This is a genomic window from Achromobacter sp. Marseille-Q4954 (genome assembly GCF_943737025.1).
Classification (GTDB): Bacteria; Pseudomonadota; Gammaproteobacteria; order Burkholderiales; family Burkholderiaceae_B; genus Achromobacter; species Achromobacter bronchisepticus_A.
This window is the reverse complement of the sequence record NZ_CALSFQ010000002.1, coordinates 1,458,995-1,475,548: the sequence shown is the minus strand read 5'-3', so window position 1 is coordinate 1,475,548 and position 16,554 is coordinate 1,458,995. Positions and strand designations below refer to the sequence as shown.

The window sequence follows — 16,554 nt, the reverse complement described above, 5'->3', positions numbered from 1 at the left end:
TCGTCCCTGCCATGCAACTGACCCGATTCACCGATTTCGGCCTGCGCGTCCTGATGTACCTGACGCAATGCCGCGACCGGTCCGCCGCCGTCACCATTCCGGAGATCGCCGACCGCTTCAGCGTGTCGCGCAATCATCTGGTGAAGGTGGTGCACTTCATGGCGCAGCAGGGTTGGGTCAGCACCTCGCGCGGCAAGGGCGGCGGCCTGCGGCTGTCGCAGGCCGCCGACCGCTACCGGCTGGGCGACCTGATCCGGCAGCTGGAGCAGCAGGGGCCGCTGATCGACTGCCGCGAGCCTCCCTGTGCGCTGGACGGTGCGTGCCGCTTGTCCGGCGTGCTGGCGCAAACCTTGCAGGCCTTCTACGAGGCGCTTAACGGCTACACCCTGGCCGATCTGGTGCGCGACCCCACGGCCGCCGCCATCATCAAGCTGCACCGCGCCGCCTGAGGCGGGGCATGATGTTTTGTTATGGACCCTGCGGAGTTTGGCATTTGCCGGACGGGCGGGGCGCGTCCCAGAATAGCGCGGTGTCCCTGTCTTTCTGGATCTAAGAGTATGCGGGTTTGCGTAATCGGCGCTGGCGTCGTGGGCGTCACGTCGGCCTATTTCCTGGCGCGCCAGGGCCATGACGTGGTGCTGGTGGACAGCCAGGCGCGTCCGGCCGAGGTGTCCAGCTACGCCAATGGCGGCCAGCTCAGTTATAGCTACGTGGCGCCTTTGGCCGGTCCCGGCGTGCTGCCCAGCGTGCCGGGCTGGCTGCTGCGCGAGGATTCCCCGCTGCGTTTCCGGCCCAGGCTGGATCCCCATCAATGGCGCTGGTGCCTGCAATTCGCGCTGGCGTGCCGGGCCTCGGTGGCCAAGGCTTCCACGGTCCAGCTGGCTGGCCTGTCCTATCTGAGCCGGGACGTCATGCATTCGCTGCTGGAGCAGGAAGACCTGGATTTCGGCCATCTGAAGAACGGCAAGCTCATCGCCTACCGCAGTCCGGCCCTGCTGGACAAGGCGCGCGAACTGGTGGCGTACCAGGCCGACCACGGCGCCGAACAGCAGGTGCTGGACGCCGCCCAGACGCTGGCGCTGGAACCCGCGCTGGCCGGCATGGGCGCAAGCCTGGCCGGGGCCATCTACACCCCCAGCGAAGAGGCGGGCGACTGCCGCCAGTTCACCGAGGCGCTGTTCGACCGCCTGCAGACCATGGCCAACGTGCAATGCGCCATGTCCAATCCGGTGTCCGGCCTGCAGCGCGAAGGGCGCCGCATCGTGGCGGTGAACACGCGCGATGGCGACATCGGCGCCGACGCCATCGTGCTGGCCACCGGCATCGGCACGCGCACGCTGCTCAAACCGCTGGGCCATGACGTGCCGCTGTATCCCCTGAAGGGCTACAGCCTGAGCGTGCCGCTGGCCGAGGACGACGACTCGGTGGCGCCGCGCATCAGCGTCACGGACTACGAAAGGCGCATCGTCTACGCCCGCGTCGGCGGCGTGCTGCGGATCGCGGCCATGGTCGACATCGGCAGCGCCGATGCCGGCATCGACACGGCGCGCATCGGGTTGCTCAAGCGCCAGGTGCACGAGGCGTTTCCGGCGCTGGACCTGCGCCAGGCAGTACCTTGGGCGGGGCTGCGTCCGGCCACCCCCACCAGCAAGCCTCTGATCGGGCGCAGCCATGCCGCCGACAACCTGTGGCTGAACATCGGGCAGGGCGCGCTGGGCTTTACCCTGGCCTGCGGCAGCGCCGCGCTGTTGACGGCCCAGATGGGCGGGCTGGAGCTGCCGCTGGATCCGGCGCCGTTCCGCCCCTGATACGGGCGATGTCCATTTTGCGATAGTGGCTGCCTTTTCATCGGCAGACGGACCGGATCGCGCTCAATAGGATAGCGATACTCCTGCCGCCTGCGTCGCCCCAAAGGGGCGCCGCAGGCGGCAGGAGGCCATCTCTCATCCTCCGAGCGCAACCACCATGTCCTACTTGTTTCCGTTGTTCGCCATCCTGTTCTGGGCGGGCAACGTCATCGTCTCCAAGATGGCCGCCAGCGCCATCTCACCCACCGCCATCACCTTCTACCGGCTGGTGCTGGCCCTGTTCCTGATGGGCCTGTTCACGGCCGGCCCGGCCTGGCGCAACCGCAAGACCATCCTGCGCCATTGGCCCAAGCTGGCGCTGTACGGCGCCCTGTCGTCGGCAGTGTTCCAGGCGCTGTCCTATCGCGCAGCCGAAACCACCACCGCCACCAACATGGCCATCCTGACCGCGCTGATTCCCTTGCTGAGCATGCTGCTCAGCGTGGTGATCCTGCGCGATCCGCTGACCCTGGGCATGGCTGCCGGCGGCGCGCTGTCGTTCCTCGGCCTGCTGTACCTGGTGGGCCAGGGCGACATGCTGAGCGTGTTCCAGCACGGCATCCACGTCGGTGACGGCCTGATGCTGCTGGCCGCCTTGTCCTATGCGCTGTACGGCGTGCTGCTGCGCCACTGGAAGGTGCCGCTGCCGGCCTGGCAGTCCACCTTCGTGCAATCGATCTTCGCGCTGCTCTACATGCTGCCGCTGTATCTGCGCGTGCCGGCGGCGCAGGCCGCGCTGGACATGAACACGGTGCCGCTGATCCTGTACGCGGGCATCTTCTCGTCGGTGCTGCTGTCCTTCCTGTGGATCGAAGGCGTGCAGCGGCTGGGGCCCAATCGCTGCAGCATCTTCATCAACCTGTTGCCGCTGTTCACCGCGCTGGCCGCTTTCGTCATGCTGCGCGAGCAGCTGCACCTGTACCACCTGCTGGGCGGCGCGGTGACGCTGGCCGGCGTGCTGCTGGCGCAGACGGTGCAGCGCCCGCTGTTCGGTCGCGCCCGCGGGCTGGCGCTGGATTAGGCAGTTTTCACTGGCGTTCAAGACGGGCGCGCGCCGCACCGGCACAGTGGCTCTCTTTATAGGGAGAGAGCCCATGAGCATGTTCCAGAGAACCGCGATCGCGCTGGCGCGCAGCCCGGGCGTGGGACGGGCGATGCGGGCCATGGCGGCCCGCACGTCGCTGGCGGCCCGTTTCGTCGGCGGCGCGGACGTCGACGCTGCGGTCCGCACGGCCGCCAGGCTGCGCGAGGCGCACGGCATCCGCGCCTCGCTCTTCTACCTGGGCGAATACGTGGACGATCCCCAGGCCATCGAGCAAAACGTGGCCCAGGCGCTCGACGCCTGCCGGGCGCTGGAGCATGCGGGGCTGGACGTGCACGTGTCGGTCGATCCCACGGCCATCGGCTATATGCGCGACGATGCGCTGGGCCGCGACAATGCCCGGCGCATCGGCCTGGCGGCGCGCCGGACGGTCGGCCTGGGACGCGACTGGATGGTGCTGGACATGGAAGATTCCTCCATCTGCGACCGCACCTGCGCCTTGCACCGCGAACTGCTGCAAGCCGGCATACCGGCAGGCCTGACGCTACAGGCGCAGCGGCGCCGCACGCCGCAGGACCTGGCCTGGGCGATTCGCCAGCGCACGTCGCTGCGGCTGGTCAAGGGCGCGTTTCCGGAGCGCGCGCTGGACCACGCCGGCCGCGCGCGCATCGACCAGGCCTATCTGGACGCCGCCGCCATCATGCTGTCGCGCGAGGCGCTGGATTCCGGCTTCCAGCCCGTCTTCGGCACCCATGACGACCGCCTGGCCGGCGCCATCCTGGCGCTGGCGCGGGAGCGCGGCTGGCCGCCCGAAGCCTTCGAATTCGAAATGCTCTACGGCGTGCGGCCGGACTGGCAGCTCGCGCTGCGCCGTTTGGGCTATAACGTCAGGGTCTATCTGCCCTTTGGCGGCGACTGGTGGCCATATGCCGTGCGCCGCGTGGGCGAGAATCCCCGCAACGCATGGCTGCTGGCCCGCACGCTGACCTCGGACCAGAGCTACTTCGGCTAGGCGCCCCACGCACACGTATCCATGGCGGTTTCCCGACACATCTGGCATTGCGGCGCCGGCCTGCCCGGCGACGTCCTGATCGCGGACCTGCGCGGCTACCGCTATGCGCCGCACTTCCACGACGCCTGGTCCATCGGCGCCATCGCGCAGGGCCGCTGCGCCTTCACCGTGCATGGCGAGCCGCAGGCCGCGGGCGAGGGCGATCTGGTGGTGATTGCGCCTGGCCAAGTCCATACCGGCGGCACTTCGGATGCGCCGCTGGGGTACCGCATGGCCTATATCGATCAGGCCTGGTTCAGGAACCACGAACTTGCGCTGTACGCAGGCGGCGCAGCGCTGGCGGGGCCCGTCATCCGCGATACGGCGCTATGCCAGGCGTGGCTGGACGCACTCACGCCAGATCCCATCGCCGACCCCGAGCGTCGCGAGCGCATCTCCGCGGCGCTGTTCGGCCTGCTGGCGGCGCATGCGCAGGCCAGCCCCGCAGCGGCCGGCGACGAGTCCGACGTCTGCGCGCTGCTGCGCGCACGCATGGCCGCCGACCCGGCCTGCGCGCCGGACCTGGAGGCCCTGGCGTTGGCGCAGGACCGCCACCGGACCACCCTGGTCAAGCAGTTCGCGCGGCGCTACGGCCTGCCGCCGCAGGCCTGGCTGCGCAACTGGCGGGTGGCGCGGGCCCGGGCGCTGCTGCGCGACGGCCTGGCGCTGGCCGACGCCGCGCATGCCGTGGGCTTCGCCGACCAGGCCCATCTGACCCGCGTGTTCAAGCAGGTCTACGGCAGCACGCCCGGCGTGCTGCGCAACGCAGGGGCGGGCTCCCAGACATTGCGGGCGCGCGGCGTTTCCACCCGGTAGTCGGAGTACTTGCGGGTAAAGAACGCGGCGCCCAGTTCGGCCGCCGCCTGCAGCGGCTGGCGCGGATCCGCCGCGATTTCGCCGCGCAGGTTGCCGGCGCCATGCACGTAGCCGACGAAGTCCGAATGGGTGTAGCGCGCGTATTCCTGGATCTGGTGCACGATGCCCAGCGCCGCGCCGGGGTAGGTTTCCTCGGACGCGACCGCCAGGCCCAGGCGCTTGCCGGTCATGCGCTGCTTCACCCGGTCGGGCTCGGGGCCCTGGCCGGCATAGTGGCTGAACGATCGGTCGAAGAACGCCTTGGTCTGCGCCGACATGCCGTACCAGTAGATCGGGGTGCAGATCAGCACGCCGTCGGCCGGCAGGAAGTGTTCCAGGAACAGCTCGGAGTATCGGTCGGTCGGCGGGGGCGAACGCCGCAAGTCCGGCAGGAAGGCCTCGATGTAGTCGTCCAGGAACAGTAGCGTGGCCTGGGTGCCCGCCGTCTCGGCCCCGCGCAGCGCGGCCGCGCCCAGGGCCGCGCTGTTGCCGTCGCGCCGCGGGCTGCCGACCAGGATCAGCAGGCGCTTGGTGGGATGATCTGAATTCATGTCTGGTTCCTCTTGTTGGCATGGACGCTTCCATGTGGTGAGGAAAATTCTGTCTTACGGACTGACAGGCGACAAATGATGAATCCTTGAATATGATGAATTGATTTCATCCATAGAGCCAGGAATCCATGTTTGCCACGCTACCGGTGACCGCGTTGCGCACCTTCGAGGCAGCCGCCAGATTGCTCAGCTTCAAACTGGCCGCGGCCGAACTGGCGGTCACGGCCACGGCCGTGTCCCATCAGGTCAAGGCGCTGGAGCGGCACGTGGGCTACGCGCTCTTCGAACGCGTGCCGCGCGGCGTGCGCCTGACGGAGAAGGGGGCGCGCCTTTTTGCAGGCGTGCATGGCGCCTTGCTCGACGTGGCGCAGACCCTGGACGCCTTGCGCGCCGCGCCGGCCTCGGGTGCGCTGACGCTGTCCACCACGCATTCGTTCGCGGCCTTATGGCTGGTGCCGCGGCTGGGGCGCTTCTACGCGGCGTTTCCGCAATACCAGCTGAACCTGAACACCAGCCCCGAAACGGTGGACCTGCTGCGCGACGCCAGCGTGGACCTGGCCATCCGCTACAGCCGCGCGCGCTGGCCCGGGCTGCACGCCGCCTGCTCGTTGCAGGAGTGGTTCGGCGTCTATGGGGCGCCCGCGCTGGCCGCCCGGCCGGGCAGGCGCGCGCCGTCGCTGGTGACCGTGCGCTGGCGCGATTCGCAGTTGTACGAGCAGGGCTGGCTGGACTGGTGCGAGGCGGCAGGCCTGCCGTCCTGGCGCAAGCCGGCGGCGCTGCATGCCTACGAGGAAGAGCACTATGCCCTGCAGGCCGCCATTGCCGGCCAGGGCCTGGTGCTGGCCAGCTCCGTCATGGTGTCGGACAGCGTGGCGGCGGGCACCCTGGCGGCGTATCGCCCTGAAGTGCGGGTGGCGGGGGCCGCCTACACCGCGCTGTGCGCGCCGGGCCGCGAACGCCATCCGCCGGTCAAGGCTTTCCTGGGGTGGTTGCGCAAGGAGTTCGATTGACGCGCCCCTGCGCGCGCTTCTACTCTCTTTCCCAAAATCAGCGCGGAGGCCGCAAGGCGTGAATCGATTCCATGAAATGAGCGTATTCCTGGCGGTGGCCGAAGCGCAGAGTTTCGCCGCGGCGGCGCGCCGCTTGGAGATGTCGGCGCCGACCGTCACGCGCAGCGTTTCGGCGCTGGAGCGGCGGCTGGGCGCCTTGCTGCTGGTGCGCACCACGCGCAGCCTGCGCCTGACCGAGGCCGGCCAGCGTTATGCCGACGACTGCCGCCGCATCCTCGACGAAGTGGAGCAGGCCGACGACGCCGTGGCCGGCGCGATGGCCGCGCCGCGAGGCGCGCTCAGCATCACTGCGCCGGCGTTCTTCGGCGAATTGCACGTGATGCCGGCGGTGCTGGCCTATCTGCGCACGCACCGCGAAGTTTCCGTGCGCACGCTGCTGGTGGACCGCGTGGTGAACCTGCTGGACGAACGGGTGGACGTCGCGGTGCGCATCGGCGCCTTGCCGGATTCGACGCTGACGGCGGTGCCGGTGGGGCAGGTGCGCCGCGTGGTCTGCGCCGCGCCCGCCTTCCTGCGCGAACACGGCGTGCCGCGGGACCTGGAGTCGCTGCCGCGCTTTTGCACCGTCACCGCCGCCATGGAGGGCCGCACGCCGCAATGGCGCTTCCAGCAGGACGGCCAGCCCCGCAGCCTGCGCGTCGATTCGCAGCTGACGGTCACGTCCTTTCAGGCCGCGGTGCTGGCGGCCTGCGAGGGCTGGGGGCTGACGCAGGTGGTGTCCTACCAGGTGGCGCGGCACCTGGCCAGCGGCGCCCTGGAGGTGGTGCTGCGCGACTTCGAGCTGCCGCCGCTGCCGGTCCACCTGGTGTATCCGGAAGGCCGCAAGAGTTCGGCCAAGGTGCGCAGCTTCGTGGAGTTCTGCGTCGAGGCCTTGCGGCGCGATCTGGCGACGCTGCCGGCGTAGCGTCCGGGCCCGCGCTCGCCATCTTTCTTTCATCCGCTGCAAGAGTGTCTTGCCGCCGCTGGCCGTTCACGCGCGCCCGGCGCCGGCACAAGATGGAGCCTGTATCCGACTTGGAGCCCGCTCATGCAAACCGCCCAGACCCCCTCGCTGACCTTCTATGGCTTTCCCCTGTCCGGCCACGCCCATCGCGTCGCCCTGATGCTGTCCCTGCTGGACGTGCCGCACCGCAAGGTCGACGTGGACCTGCGCGGCGGCGAGCAGAAACGCCCGCCGTTCCTGGCGCTCAACGCCTTCGGCCAGGTGCCGGTCATCGACGATGACGGAGTGGTGGTCGCGGATTCGACCGCCATCCTGGTCTACCTGGCCAAGCGCTACGGCGGCCAGGCCTGGCTGCCGGAGGATCCCGCCGGCGCGGCGGCGGTGCAGCGCTGGCTGTCGGTGGCATCCGGTCCGCTGGCCATCGGCCCGGCGGCTGCGCGCCTGGTGACGTTGTTCGGCGCGGCCTATGACGTGGACAGCACGCTGGCCCGCGCCCATGCCTTGCTCAAGGTCATGGACGGCGAACTGGCCGGGCGCGATTTCCTGGCGGGCGCGGCGCCCACCATCGCGGACGTGGCCTGTTATGCCTATGTGGCGCATGCGCCTGAAGGCAACGTCTCGCTGGATGCCTATCCGCACGTGCGCGCCTGGCTGGGCCGCATCGAAAGCCTGCCGCGCTTCGTGGCCATGCCCCGCTCGCCCGTGGGCCTGCAGGCCGCCTGAGGGCGAGCGCCGCGCGCAAGGAGCACGCCATGTCCATCGCAGAGCCCGCCACCCTCCCGCCGTCGCCCTGGCATGCCGGCGAACGCCTGCTGCAACAGCACGTGGGGATCGCCGAACGCATGGCGGTGACCGGACCCAAAGTCATCCGCGACTACATGCCGGACCAGCACCGCCTGTTTTTTGAGCAGTTGCCGTTCCTGGTAGCAGGCGCGGTGGACGGGCAGGGCGATCCCTGGGCCGGCGTGCTGGAAGGCCTGCCCGGCTTCGTGTCCTCGCCCGATCCGCGCAGCCTGCGCGTGTCCGCCGTGCCGGATGCCGACGATCCGCTGCTGGCCGGCCTGGGGATGGACCGGCAGGTGGGCCTGCTGGGAATCGAGCTGCACACGCGCCGGCGCAACCGCGCCAACGGCCGCATCGCGGCCTGGGACGGCAAGCGCTTCGAGGTGGCGGTGACGCAGTCCTTCGGCAATTGCCCGCAATACATCCAGGCCCGGGAATTCCAGTTTTCGCGTTCGCCGGCGCTGCGCTTTCCGGGCGTGCCCAATGAGCGTGTCGGACTGGACGATGCCGCGCGGGCGCTGATCGCCCGGTCCGACACGTTCTTCGTGGCGACCTACGCGGACGAAGGCGGCCGCAAGGTCGACGTGTCGCACCGCGGCGGCAAGCCGGGCTTCGTGCGGGTGGACGGCGACGTGCTGACCATTCCCGACTTTTCCGGCAACCGCTTCTTCAACACCCTGGGCAACATGGTGCTAAACCCGCGCGCCGGATTGCTGTTCATGGACTTCGAGCGCGGCGACGTGCTGCAGCTGACGGGCGCCGCTGAAATCATCCTGGACAGCCCGGAGATTGCGCAGTTCGAGGGCGCCGAGCGGCTGTGGCGGGTGCATGTGCGGCGTGTGGTCCGCCGGCCCGGCGCGCTGGCGTTGCGCTGGCGCTTCGATTCGTATTCGCCCACCGCGCTGGCAACCGGGCAATGGCCTGCCGCTGGGGCTGCGCAGCGGAGCTAGCCCGCGAGCGCGGTCTTCTGCACCACGGCATCGTCCGGCCCGAGCAGGCGGCCGTCCTGCGCGCGGATTTCCAGCTTGCGCACGGGCTGGCCGCGCTTGCGGTCGATCAGCGTCGAATGGGGTTCGGCGGGGCCGTAGTAGTGCTCTTCGCCCCATTGGCGCAAGCCCACGATCACGGGAAAGAGAGCCCGGCCTTTGTCCGTCAGCACGTATTCCTGGTAGGCGCTGCCGTCCGAGGCCGGCGCCACTTCCAGGATGCCGTGCGCCACCAGCGTGCGCAGCCGGTCGCTGAGGATGTTCTTGGCCACGCCCAGGCTTTTCTGCAATTCGCCGAAGCGCCGCAGTCCGTCGAAGGCGTCGCGCACGATCAACAGCGACCACCAGTCGCCGATCGCGTCCAGGGAGCGCGCCACCGGGCAGGCGGCGCCTTCGAGACTAGTGCGTTTGACCATATCGGATCCTTGCTGAGGGAAAGGCGGTGATGGCAGGCGTATCGAAATTTCGGTTGCATTATAAAACCTCGAAAACTACTATTCTGGTTTTATAAAGCAACCAAATTGGAGCAAGAAATGTCAGCCCGACCAGAACCCGCCGATTCCGCACCCCCAGGCCCGACGCCCAGATCCCTGGTCATGCTGCTGGCGGTGGCCTGCGCCCTGAGCGTGGCGAATGTGTATTACGCCCAGCCCCTGCTGGACGCCATCGGCCGCGAGTTCGGCATCGCCGAAGGCGCGGTGGGTATCGTGGTCACGGCCACCCAACTGGGCTGCGCGCTGGCGCTGCTGTTCGTGGTGCCGCTGGGCGACCTGCTGGACCGCCGGCGCCTGATGCTGGGACAGTTGGCGCTGCTGGTGCTGTCCTTGGCGGCCGTGGCGCTGTCGGCCGGCACGCCCTGGCTATTGATGGGCATGGTGGCGCTGGGCTTGTTGGGAACGGCAATGACGCAGGGCCTGCTGGCCTTGTCCGCGGCGCTGGCCGCACCGGGCGAGCGAGGCCGCGTGGTTGGCGCCGCGCAGGGCGGGGTGGTGATCGGCCTGCTGCTGGCGCGCACGCTGGCCGGGGCCGTGGCGGACCTTTGGGGCTGGCGCGCGGTCTACGTCGTGTCCGCGGCGCTGGCCGCCGTGCTGGCGGTGGTGCTGGCGCGGCGCCTGCCGCAACGCCAGTTGCCCGCGGTGGACATGGGTTACTGGGCCTTGCTGCGCTCGCTCTACGGCCTGTTGGCCACCGAACGCGTGCTGCGCGTGCGCGGCATGATCGCGCTGCTGATGTTCGCCGCCTTCAGCGCCTTCTGGACCGCGCTGGTACTGCCCCTGAGCGCGCCGCCGCATTCGCTGACGCATAGCGCGGTGGGCGCATTCGGACTGGTGGGCGTGGCGGGCGTGCTGATGGCGGCGCGCGCGGGACGGTTGGCCGATAGCGGGCAGGGCGAGCGGACCACGGCCGCGGGTCTGGCGTTGCTTTGCCTGGCCTGGGTGCCGATTGCCTTCCTGGAGCAAAGCCTGTGGCTGCTGGCGTTGGGCGTGCTGGTCCTGGACATCGCCCTGCAGGCGCTGCACGTGACGAATCAGACCATGATCTTCAGCGTGAATCCGCAGGCGCATAGTCGATTGGTCGGCGGGTACATGATGTTCTATGCGGTGGGCAGCGGATTGGGGTCTATCGCGTCGACGAGCGGCCTACGAAGCACTGGAACGCAACCCCGAAAGCCGCAAAACCTCAGACGCCCCTTGTATCAAGCCCGCCTGACGCCAATCGTCGGCAGTCAAGGCTGCACCTCATACTCTCCAGATCCCAGCACCACCGTCGCAAGCCCGGGCGCCTGGCTCAGCTTGTGCAGCGCGTAGCACTGCGCGGTGGCGATCTTGGCGTCGTGGAAAGCCGGGTCTTCCTGGCGCAGGTCCAGGCTGGCCAGCAGCGCTCGCGCCATCTGCCAGCCGGCAAAGGTGGTGCCCGCCAGCAGCAGATACGGCACGGCGGCGGCGAATACCGCGTTGGGGCGGCTGGCGGCGTTGGCCAGCACGAAGTCGATGGCGTCGGCCAGCGCCGCGCGGGCCTGGCGCAGCGGCGTCAGCATCAGGCGGGCGGCGGGTTCGCTGCGGGCCTCCAGCGCCGCTTCGGTCTTGCCGACTTCCGCCAGCAAGGCGCGGGCGACGGCGCCGCCGTCGCGTAGGGTCTTGCGGCCCACCAGGTCATTGGCCTGGATCGCCGTGGTGCCTTCGTAGATCGTGAGGATGCGCGCGTCGCGGTAGTACTGCGCCGCGCCGGTTTCCTCGATGAAACCCATGCCGCCGTGCACCTGCACGCCCAGGCTCGCCACGTCGATGGACATTTCGGTGCACCAGCCCTTGACGATGGGCACCAGGTATTCCTGCACCGCCAGATGGCGCTTGCGGGCCTCGGCGTCCGGGCTGGCGTGCGCCAGATCGGCGTGGCCCGCGGTGTAGTAGGCCAGCGCGCGGCCGGCTTCCGTCAGCGCGCGCATCGTGCCCAGCATGCGGCGCACGTCGGGGTGCTGGATGATGGGCACCGCGTCCTTGGACGAGCCGTCCACCGGGCGGCTCTGCACGCGCTCGGCGGCATAGGCCAGCGCGTGCTGGTGGGCACGGTCGGCGACGGCCACGCCCTGCACGCCCACCGCGTAGCGCGCGGCGTTCATCATGATGAACATGGCGTCCAGGCCGCGGTTTTCCTGGCCCACCAGATAGCCCAGCGCGCCGCCCGCATCGCCGAACTGCAGCGTGCAGGTGGGGCTGGCCTTGATGCCCAGCTTGTGTTCGATCGACACGCAATGGACGTCGTTGCGCGCGCCCAGCGTGCCGTCTTCGTTGACCAGGAATTTGGGCACCAGGAACAGCGAAATGCCTTTGACGCCTTCGGGCGCGTCGGGCAGGCGCGCCAGCACCAGGTGCAGGATGTTCTCGGCCAGATCGTGCTCGCCGTAGGTGATGAAGATCTTGGTGCCGGAGATGCGGTAGGTGCCGTCGCCCACGGGCTGCGCGCGCGAGCGGACCATGGCCAGGTCCGAGCCTGCCTGCGGTTCGGTCAGGTTCATGGTGCCGGTCCAGCGTCCGGAAATCATGGGCTCGATGAAGCGCTGCTTCAGTTCAGGCGAACCGGCCGTCAGCAGCGCCTCGATCGCGCCATTGGTCAGCAGCGGACACAGCGCGAACGACAGGTTGGCGGCGTTCAGCATTTCCGAGCAGGGCGAACCGATCAGGCCGGGCAGGCCCTGGCCGCCGTATTCCACCGGATGCGTCATGCCCTGCCAGCCGGCCTCCGCGTACAGGTTGAACGCCTGCTTGAAACCCGGCGAGGTGGTGACCGCGCCGTCGCGCCAGGAGCTGGGCTCACGGTCGGCGGCATGGTTCAGCGGCGCCAGCACGTCGCCGGCGTAGCGCGCGGATTCCTCCAGCACGGCCTGGGTGGTGTCGGGCGTGGCCTCCTCGAAACCTGGCAGCGCGGCGACTTGCGGCAGGCCGGCAAGATGGTTCAACACGAACAGCATGTCTTTCACGGGGGCTTGGTACGTCATGGCGTCGGAGCTCCTGGATGGGATTTGGGGACGTGGAATTCAGCCGGTCTTCTTGCCGGAACCGGCCACGTCGATGGCCTGGGTCGCGCCGACGGCGGCGCGCAGTTCGAATTTCTGGATCTTGCCGGTGGAGGTCTTGGGCAGTTCGCCGAAGCGCACCGCGCGCGGCACCTTGAAGCCGGGCAGCAGCAGCTTGCAATGCGCAATGATCTCTTCGGCGGTGGCGCTGCAGCCGGGCTTGAGCTCGACGAAGGCGCAGGGCGTTTCGCCCCATTTGGGGTCGGGCATGGCCACCACGGCCACCGCCGCGACCGCGGGATGGCGATAGAGCGCGTCTTCCACTTCGATGCTGGAGATGTTCTCGCCGCCGGAAATGATGATGTCCTTGCTGCGGTCCTTGATGCGGACGTAGCCGTCGGCCGTCATCACGCCCAGGTCACCGGTGCGGAACCAGCCGCCGGCAAAGGCCTGGTCGGTGGCGCGTTCGTTCTTCAGGTAGCCCTTCATGCAGATGTTGCCGCGGAACATGACCTCGCCCACGGTCTGCTCGTCGGCCGGCACCTCTTCCATGGTGTCGGGATCGCGCACGGACACGCCCGCCTGCAGGTGGTAGCGCACGCCCTGGCGCGCATTGCGCAGCGCGCGCTCTTCCTCGTCCAGCGCGTCCCAGGCTTCCTGGCGGGCGCACACGGCCGCGGGTCCATAGACCTCGGTCAGGCCGTACACATGGGTCAGCTCGAAACCGATGTCGCGCATCTTGGCGATGACGGCGGGCGCGGGCGCGGCGCCCGCCACCATGGTGCGTACCGTGTGGTCGATGCCGGCGCGCAGCTCGGCCGGCGCATTGGCCAGCGCGCTCTGCACGATGGGCGCGCCGCAATAATGGGTGACGCCTTCATTGCGGATCAGGTCGAACACGGTCTGCGGATCGAACTTGCGCAGGCACACGTTGACCCCGGCGCGCGCGGCCACCGTCCAGGCGAAGCACCAGCCGTTGCAATGGAACAGCGGCAGGGTCCACAGATAGACCGGGTGCTTGGGCATGTCCCATTCGAGGATGTTGCTGATGGCGTTCAGGTAGGCGCCGCGGTAGTGGTAGACCACGCCCTTGGGATCGCCGGTGGTGCCGGACGTGTAATTCAGCGCGATGGCGTCCCATTCGTCGGCGGGCGGCTTCCAGTCGTAGCGGGCGGGGGCGCCGGCCAGGAAGGCTTCGTAATCGACCGCGCCGGGCAGTTCCGCCGGGGCGCTTTCCAGGTCGTGCACCGAAATGAGCTTCAGGTGCGGGAATTCGGTCCGCGCGCGCTGGGCGAGTTCGGCGTACTCGGTGTCCACGATCAGCGCCTGCGCTTCGCCATGCCCCAGCATGAACAGCACGCTGGGCGTGTCCAGGCGGGTGTTCAGGGTATTGAGCACCGCGCCCAGCATGGGCACGCCGAAATGGGCTTCGACCATGGCGGGAATGTTGGGCAGCATCACGGCCACGGTGTCGCCGCGCTTGATGCCGGCTTGCGCCAGCGCGCCGGCCAGGCGCTGGGCGCGCTCGTAGGTCTGGGCCCAGTTGCGCCGCACCTCGCCGTGGACGATGGCCAGGCGCTGGCCATAGACTTGGGCCGCGCGGGCGATGAAATCCACCGGGGTCAGGGCTTCGTAGTTGGCGTCGCGGCGCTCAAGGCCGCGGTCGAACATACCGCTCATGCTTGTCTCCAGTTGGGACGCGCAGGCGTCCCTTATCCGTATGCCGGGAGTTTGATCCCCGTCGCTTGCCCTAGCTTACGGGGCCGCCGAAAATACTGTCTGTCACCTGCATGACAGACGGCCGGCCGACCTGGCTTCCCCAAGTTTTACACAGTTATTCCCATGTCCGACGTTTCAAACATCGTTTCCGCCGAGGAACTGGCCGGCCTGTTCGGGGCCTGCGCCTGGTTCGACGCGCTGGAGGCCCGCCACCAGGACCTGGTGCTGGCGACCGCGCGCGCCGAACACGTGGCCAACGGCGCCTGGATCGCGCGGCGCAATGCGCCCTCGGACTTTTGGCTGGGCGTGCATACGGGTCTTTTGAAGCTGGCCATCTACAACGAGTCGGGCCGCAGCTGCACCCTGTCGGGCGTGCCGCCGGGCGGCTGGTTCGGCGAAGGCAGCGTCATCAAGCGCGAACTGCGCAAGTACGACGTGGTGGCGATCCAGCCGTCGCTGGTGTTGCTGGTGCCTACGGCCACCTTCCATGCGCTGCTATCGGCCAGCCTGCCTTTTTCGCATTTCGTCATCGGCCAGTTGAACAACCGCATGGGCGAGTTCATCGCTTCCATCCAGAACCACCGTTTGCTGGATGCGGACGCGCGCGTGGCGCAGTCGCTGGCGCAGCTGTTCAATCCGCACCTGTATCCGTCCACCGATCTGACGCTGGCGATCTCGCAAGAAGAACTAGGCTATCTGACGGGCCTGTCGCGCCAGCGCGTCAATCAGGCGCTGCAGGTGCTGGCGGACCAGGGCATGCTGGCGCTGGCCTACAACCAGATCAAGGTGCTGGATCTGGAGCGTCTGCGCCAATTCGGCCTGGACCAGATCTGAAGACGCCGGATTAGGCGCCGCGCAAGGCGCGGCTGAGCGCGGCGCGCGCCAGGATGCGGGTCGAATCCAGCGTGGGCAGGGCGGCATTGCCGTCGTTCAGCACCAGCGGCAACTCGGTGCAGCCCAGTACCACGGCGTCGCAGCCAGCCTCGCGCAGGCGCTCGATCACGGCTTGCAGCCGGGCCACGGATTCGGGCTTGAACACGCCGTACACCAGCTCGTCCATGATGACGCGGGCCAGCGTGTCGCGGTCTGGTTCCGCCGGCCGCAGCCATTGCAGGCCGCGCGCTTCCAGCTTGTCCGGATAGACGGTGCTGTCCACCAGCCAGCGCGTGCCCAGGATGCCGATGCGGCGCAAACCGCGCGCCTGGGCCTCGGCCGCGACTTCCTCGGCGATGTGCAGCCAGGGCAGGGGCGACTGCGGCAGCACATGGCCCAGCGCCTGGTGGATGGTGTTGTCCGGGCAGATCAGGAAATCCGCGCCCGCGCGCGCCAGCTTGCCCGCCGAGGACTGCATCAACGCGCCCACGCCGGCCAGGTCGGCGCGGTCCAGGCAGGCGACGTAATCCGCCAGCGAATGCGTGTGCAGCGAAATCTCCGGATGCGCGTGCGGGCCCAGGCGCTGGGCGCCTTCCGCGCACAGCGTGCGGTAGCAAAGCGCGGCGCCTTCCGCCGAGCAGGCGACGATGCCGATATGCAGGGGCGTGGCGTTCATTCAGCAGACTCCTTGCTGGAGGCGCGCACGTGGCGCGCAATGTCCAGGAAGCTTGCCGCCATGGCGTCCTGCTGCGCCTGCGGCAGCCGCGACAGGAACAGTTCGTCGACGGCGGGGCCGTAGACCTTCCACATCTCGCGGCGCAGCGCGCGCCCCTTGGGCGTGAGGCGGGCGTAGGTGGCGCGGCGGTCCTCGTCCGAACGGAAGCGTTCGACCAGGCCGTCGGCCTCTATGCGGTCCATCAGGCGCGTCAGGTTGTAGCGCGCGATCACCATGCGCTCGGCGATCTCGAACATCCTGGCCGTGCCGTCAGGCGCGCGCTCCAGCGCCCATAAGGCGTCATACCAGGCCAGCGGCGGCAGGCCGGCGGCTGACAGGCGCTTTTCGATTTCTTCCACCACCAGCGCATGCGCGGTCAGGAAGAGGCTCCACGCATCGGGCTTGCCCCTGGCCATGCGGTCGGTTCCTTTGAAAGAGGTGGGAATGCAGCGGGGATTGTAAGAGGCGGGCGCCTGGCGCGACGCCGGCATTTCGTGGTCCAAACAACCCTTTATCGGTGATTTATACCCTGGCCGGCAATGGTGAAAAAGACCGGGTGAATCGCAATGCCCTGATTTTCATGGGATTTTTCCTGGCACGAAATT

Annotated in this window: 17 protein-coding genes; 11 read left to right on the top strand and 6 right to left on the bottom strand. The window is 68.7% G+C overall.

Annotation, left to right across the window (positions count from 1 at the left end; genetic code table 11):
- Nucleotides 1-11: 11 nt before the first annotated feature.
- The 5 genes from NGK62_RS24845 (at nucleotide 12) to NGK62_RS24825 (ending at nucleotide 4,756) form a co-directional block, all read left to right on the top strand.
- Nucleotides 12-449, top strand: coding sequence for an Rrf2 family transcriptional regulator (locus NGK62_RS24845; RefSeq protein WP_251880782.1), 438 nt, complete (start codon nucleotides 12-14; stop codon nucleotides 447-449).
- Nucleotides 450-557: 108 nt separating this feature from the next.
- Nucleotides 558-1,808: a D-amino acid dehydrogenase gene (locus tag NGK62_RS24840; protein WP_059380562.1), complete on the top strand. Its 1,251-nt coding sequence runs from the start codon at nucleotides 558-560 to the stop codon at nucleotides 1,806-1,808.
- A 157-nt stretch (nucleotides 1,809-1,965) separates the two neighbouring features.
- Nucleotides 1,966-2,868: a DMT family transporter gene (locus NGK62_RS24835; protein ID WP_059380563.1), complete on the top strand. Its 903-nt coding sequence runs from the start codon at nucleotides 1,966-1,968 to the stop codon at nucleotides 2,866-2,868.
- A 73-nt stretch (nucleotides 2,869-2,941) separates the two neighbouring features.
- Nucleotides 2,942-3,901: a proline dehydrogenase family protein gene (locus NGK62_RS24830; RefSeq protein WP_251880780.1), complete on the top strand. Its 960-nt coding sequence runs from the start codon at nucleotides 2,942-2,944 to the stop codon at nucleotides 3,899-3,901.
- A gap of 21 nt (nucleotides 3,902-3,922) precedes the next feature.
- Nucleotides 3,923-4,756 carry a helix-turn-helix transcriptional regulator gene (locus NGK62_RS24825; protein ID WP_251880778.1) on the top strand — a complete coding sequence of 278 codons (834 nt, stop codon included), beginning with the start codon at nucleotides 3,923-3,925 and terminating at the stop codon, nucleotides 4,754-4,756.
- On the opposite strand, the gene NGK62_RS24820 is transcribed toward NGK62_RS24825, so the two are convergent.
- The gene (locus tag NGK62_RS24820) at nucleotides 4,675-5,346 is read right to left on the bottom strand and encodes a flavodoxin family protein (protein WP_118933745.1); all 672 of its coding nucleotides are present in this window, start codon (nucleotides 5,344-5,346) and stop codon (nucleotides 4,675-4,677) included. The two genes, NGK62_RS24825 and NGK62_RS24820, sit on opposite strands and share 82 nt — an antisense overlap.
- A 128-nt stretch (nucleotides 5,347-5,474) precedes the next feature.
- On the opposite strand from NGK62_RS24820, the gene NGK62_RS24815 reads away from it, so the two are divergent.
- The 4 genes from NGK62_RS24815 to NGK62_RS24800 all read left to right on the top strand — a co-directional run bounded on the left by NGK62_RS24815 (nucleotide 5,475) and on the right by NGK62_RS24800 (nucleotide 9,092).
- Nucleotides 5,475-6,356, top strand: a complete 882-nt coding sequence (locus NGK62_RS24815) for a LysR substrate-binding domain-containing protein (protein WP_059380567.1) — start codon at nucleotides 5,475-5,477, stop codon at nucleotides 6,354-6,356.
- A 58-nt stretch (nucleotides 6,357-6,414) separates the two neighbouring features.
- Complete coding sequence (locus NGK62_RS24810; protein WP_251880777.1) at nucleotides 6,415-7,320, top strand: LysR family transcriptional regulator; 906 nt, start codon at nucleotides 6,415-6,417, stop codon at nucleotides 7,318-7,320.
- A 123-nt stretch (nucleotides 7,321-7,443) separates the two neighbouring features.
- Nucleotides 7,444-8,082 carry a glutathione S-transferase family protein gene (locus tag NGK62_RS24805; RefSeq protein ID WP_059380569.1) on the top strand — a complete coding sequence of 213 codons (639 nt, stop codon included), beginning with the start codon at nucleotides 7,444-7,446 and terminating at the stop codon, nucleotides 8,080-8,082.
- Between the two features lie 29 nt (nucleotides 8,083-8,111).
- Nucleotides 8,112-9,092 carry a pyridoxamine 5'-phosphate oxidase family protein gene (locus tag NGK62_RS24800; protein ID WP_251880775.1) on the top strand — a complete coding sequence of 327 codons (981 nt, stop codon included), beginning with the start codon at nucleotides 8,112-8,114 and terminating at the stop codon, nucleotides 9,090-9,092.
- Here the strand turns inward: NGK62_RS24800 and NGK62_RS24795 are convergent.
- A complete protein-coding gene (locus NGK62_RS24795; RefSeq protein WP_059380571.1) occupies nucleotides 9,089-9,544 on the bottom strand; it encodes a winged helix-turn-helix transcriptional regulator in 456 nt (151 codons plus the stop codon). The genes NGK62_RS24800 and NGK62_RS24795 overlap by 4 nt on opposite strands.
- 117 nt (nucleotides 9,545-9,661) lie before the next feature.
- Here NGK62_RS24795 and NGK62_RS24790 point away from each other — a divergent pair, with 117 nt between their 5' ends.
- A complete protein-coding gene (locus NGK62_RS24790) occupies nucleotides 9,662-10,936 on the top strand; it encodes an MFS transporter (RefSeq protein WP_251880773.1) in 1,275 nt (424 codons plus the stop codon).
- Here the strand turns inward: NGK62_RS24790 and NGK62_RS24785 are convergent.
- Both NGK62_RS24785 and NGK62_RS24780 read right to left on the bottom strand, forming a co-directional pair.
- The gene (locus NGK62_RS24785) at nucleotides 10,855-12,624 is read right to left on the bottom strand and encodes an acyl-CoA dehydrogenase (RefSeq protein WP_251880771.1); all 1,770 of its coding nucleotides are present in this window, start codon (nucleotides 12,622-12,624) and stop codon (nucleotides 10,855-10,857) included. The genes NGK62_RS24790 and NGK62_RS24785 overlap by 82 nt on opposite strands.
- A gap of 39 nt (nucleotides 12,625-12,663) precedes the next feature.
- Nucleotides 12,664-14,322: an acyl-CoA synthetase gene (locus NGK62_RS24780; protein WP_059380269.1), complete on the bottom strand. Its 1,659-nt coding sequence runs from the start codon at nucleotides 14,320-14,322 to the stop codon at nucleotides 12,664-12,666.
- A gap of 162 nt (nucleotides 14,323-14,484) precedes the next feature.
- Here NGK62_RS24780 and NGK62_RS24775 point away from each other — a divergent pair, with 162 nt between their 5' ends.
- Nucleotides 14,485-15,195, top strand: coding sequence for a Crp/Fnr family transcriptional regulator (locus tag NGK62_RS24775; RefSeq protein WP_251880768.1), 711 nt, complete (start codon nucleotides 14,485-14,487; stop codon nucleotides 15,193-15,195).
- 10 nt (nucleotides 15,196-15,205) lie between these two features.
- On the opposite strand, the gene NGK62_RS24770 is transcribed toward NGK62_RS24775, so the two are convergent.
- Together NGK62_RS24770 and NGK62_RS24765 are read right to left on the bottom strand one after the other, a co-directional pair.
- Nucleotides 15,206-15,910: an aspartate/glutamate racemase family protein gene (locus NGK62_RS24770; RefSeq protein WP_251880767.1), complete on the bottom strand. Its 705-nt coding sequence runs from the start codon at nucleotides 15,908-15,910 to the stop codon at nucleotides 15,206-15,208.
- On the bottom strand, nucleotides 15,907-16,365 hold the full coding sequence (locus NGK62_RS24765) for a MarR family winged helix-turn-helix transcriptional regulator (RefSeq protein WP_059380276.1): 459 nt from the start codon (nucleotides 16,363-16,365) through the stop codon (nucleotides 15,907-15,909). The genes NGK62_RS24770 and NGK62_RS24765 overlap by 4 nt, the downstream gene beginning before the upstream one ends.
- Between the last annotated feature and the right edge of the window lie 189 nt (nucleotides 16,366-16,554).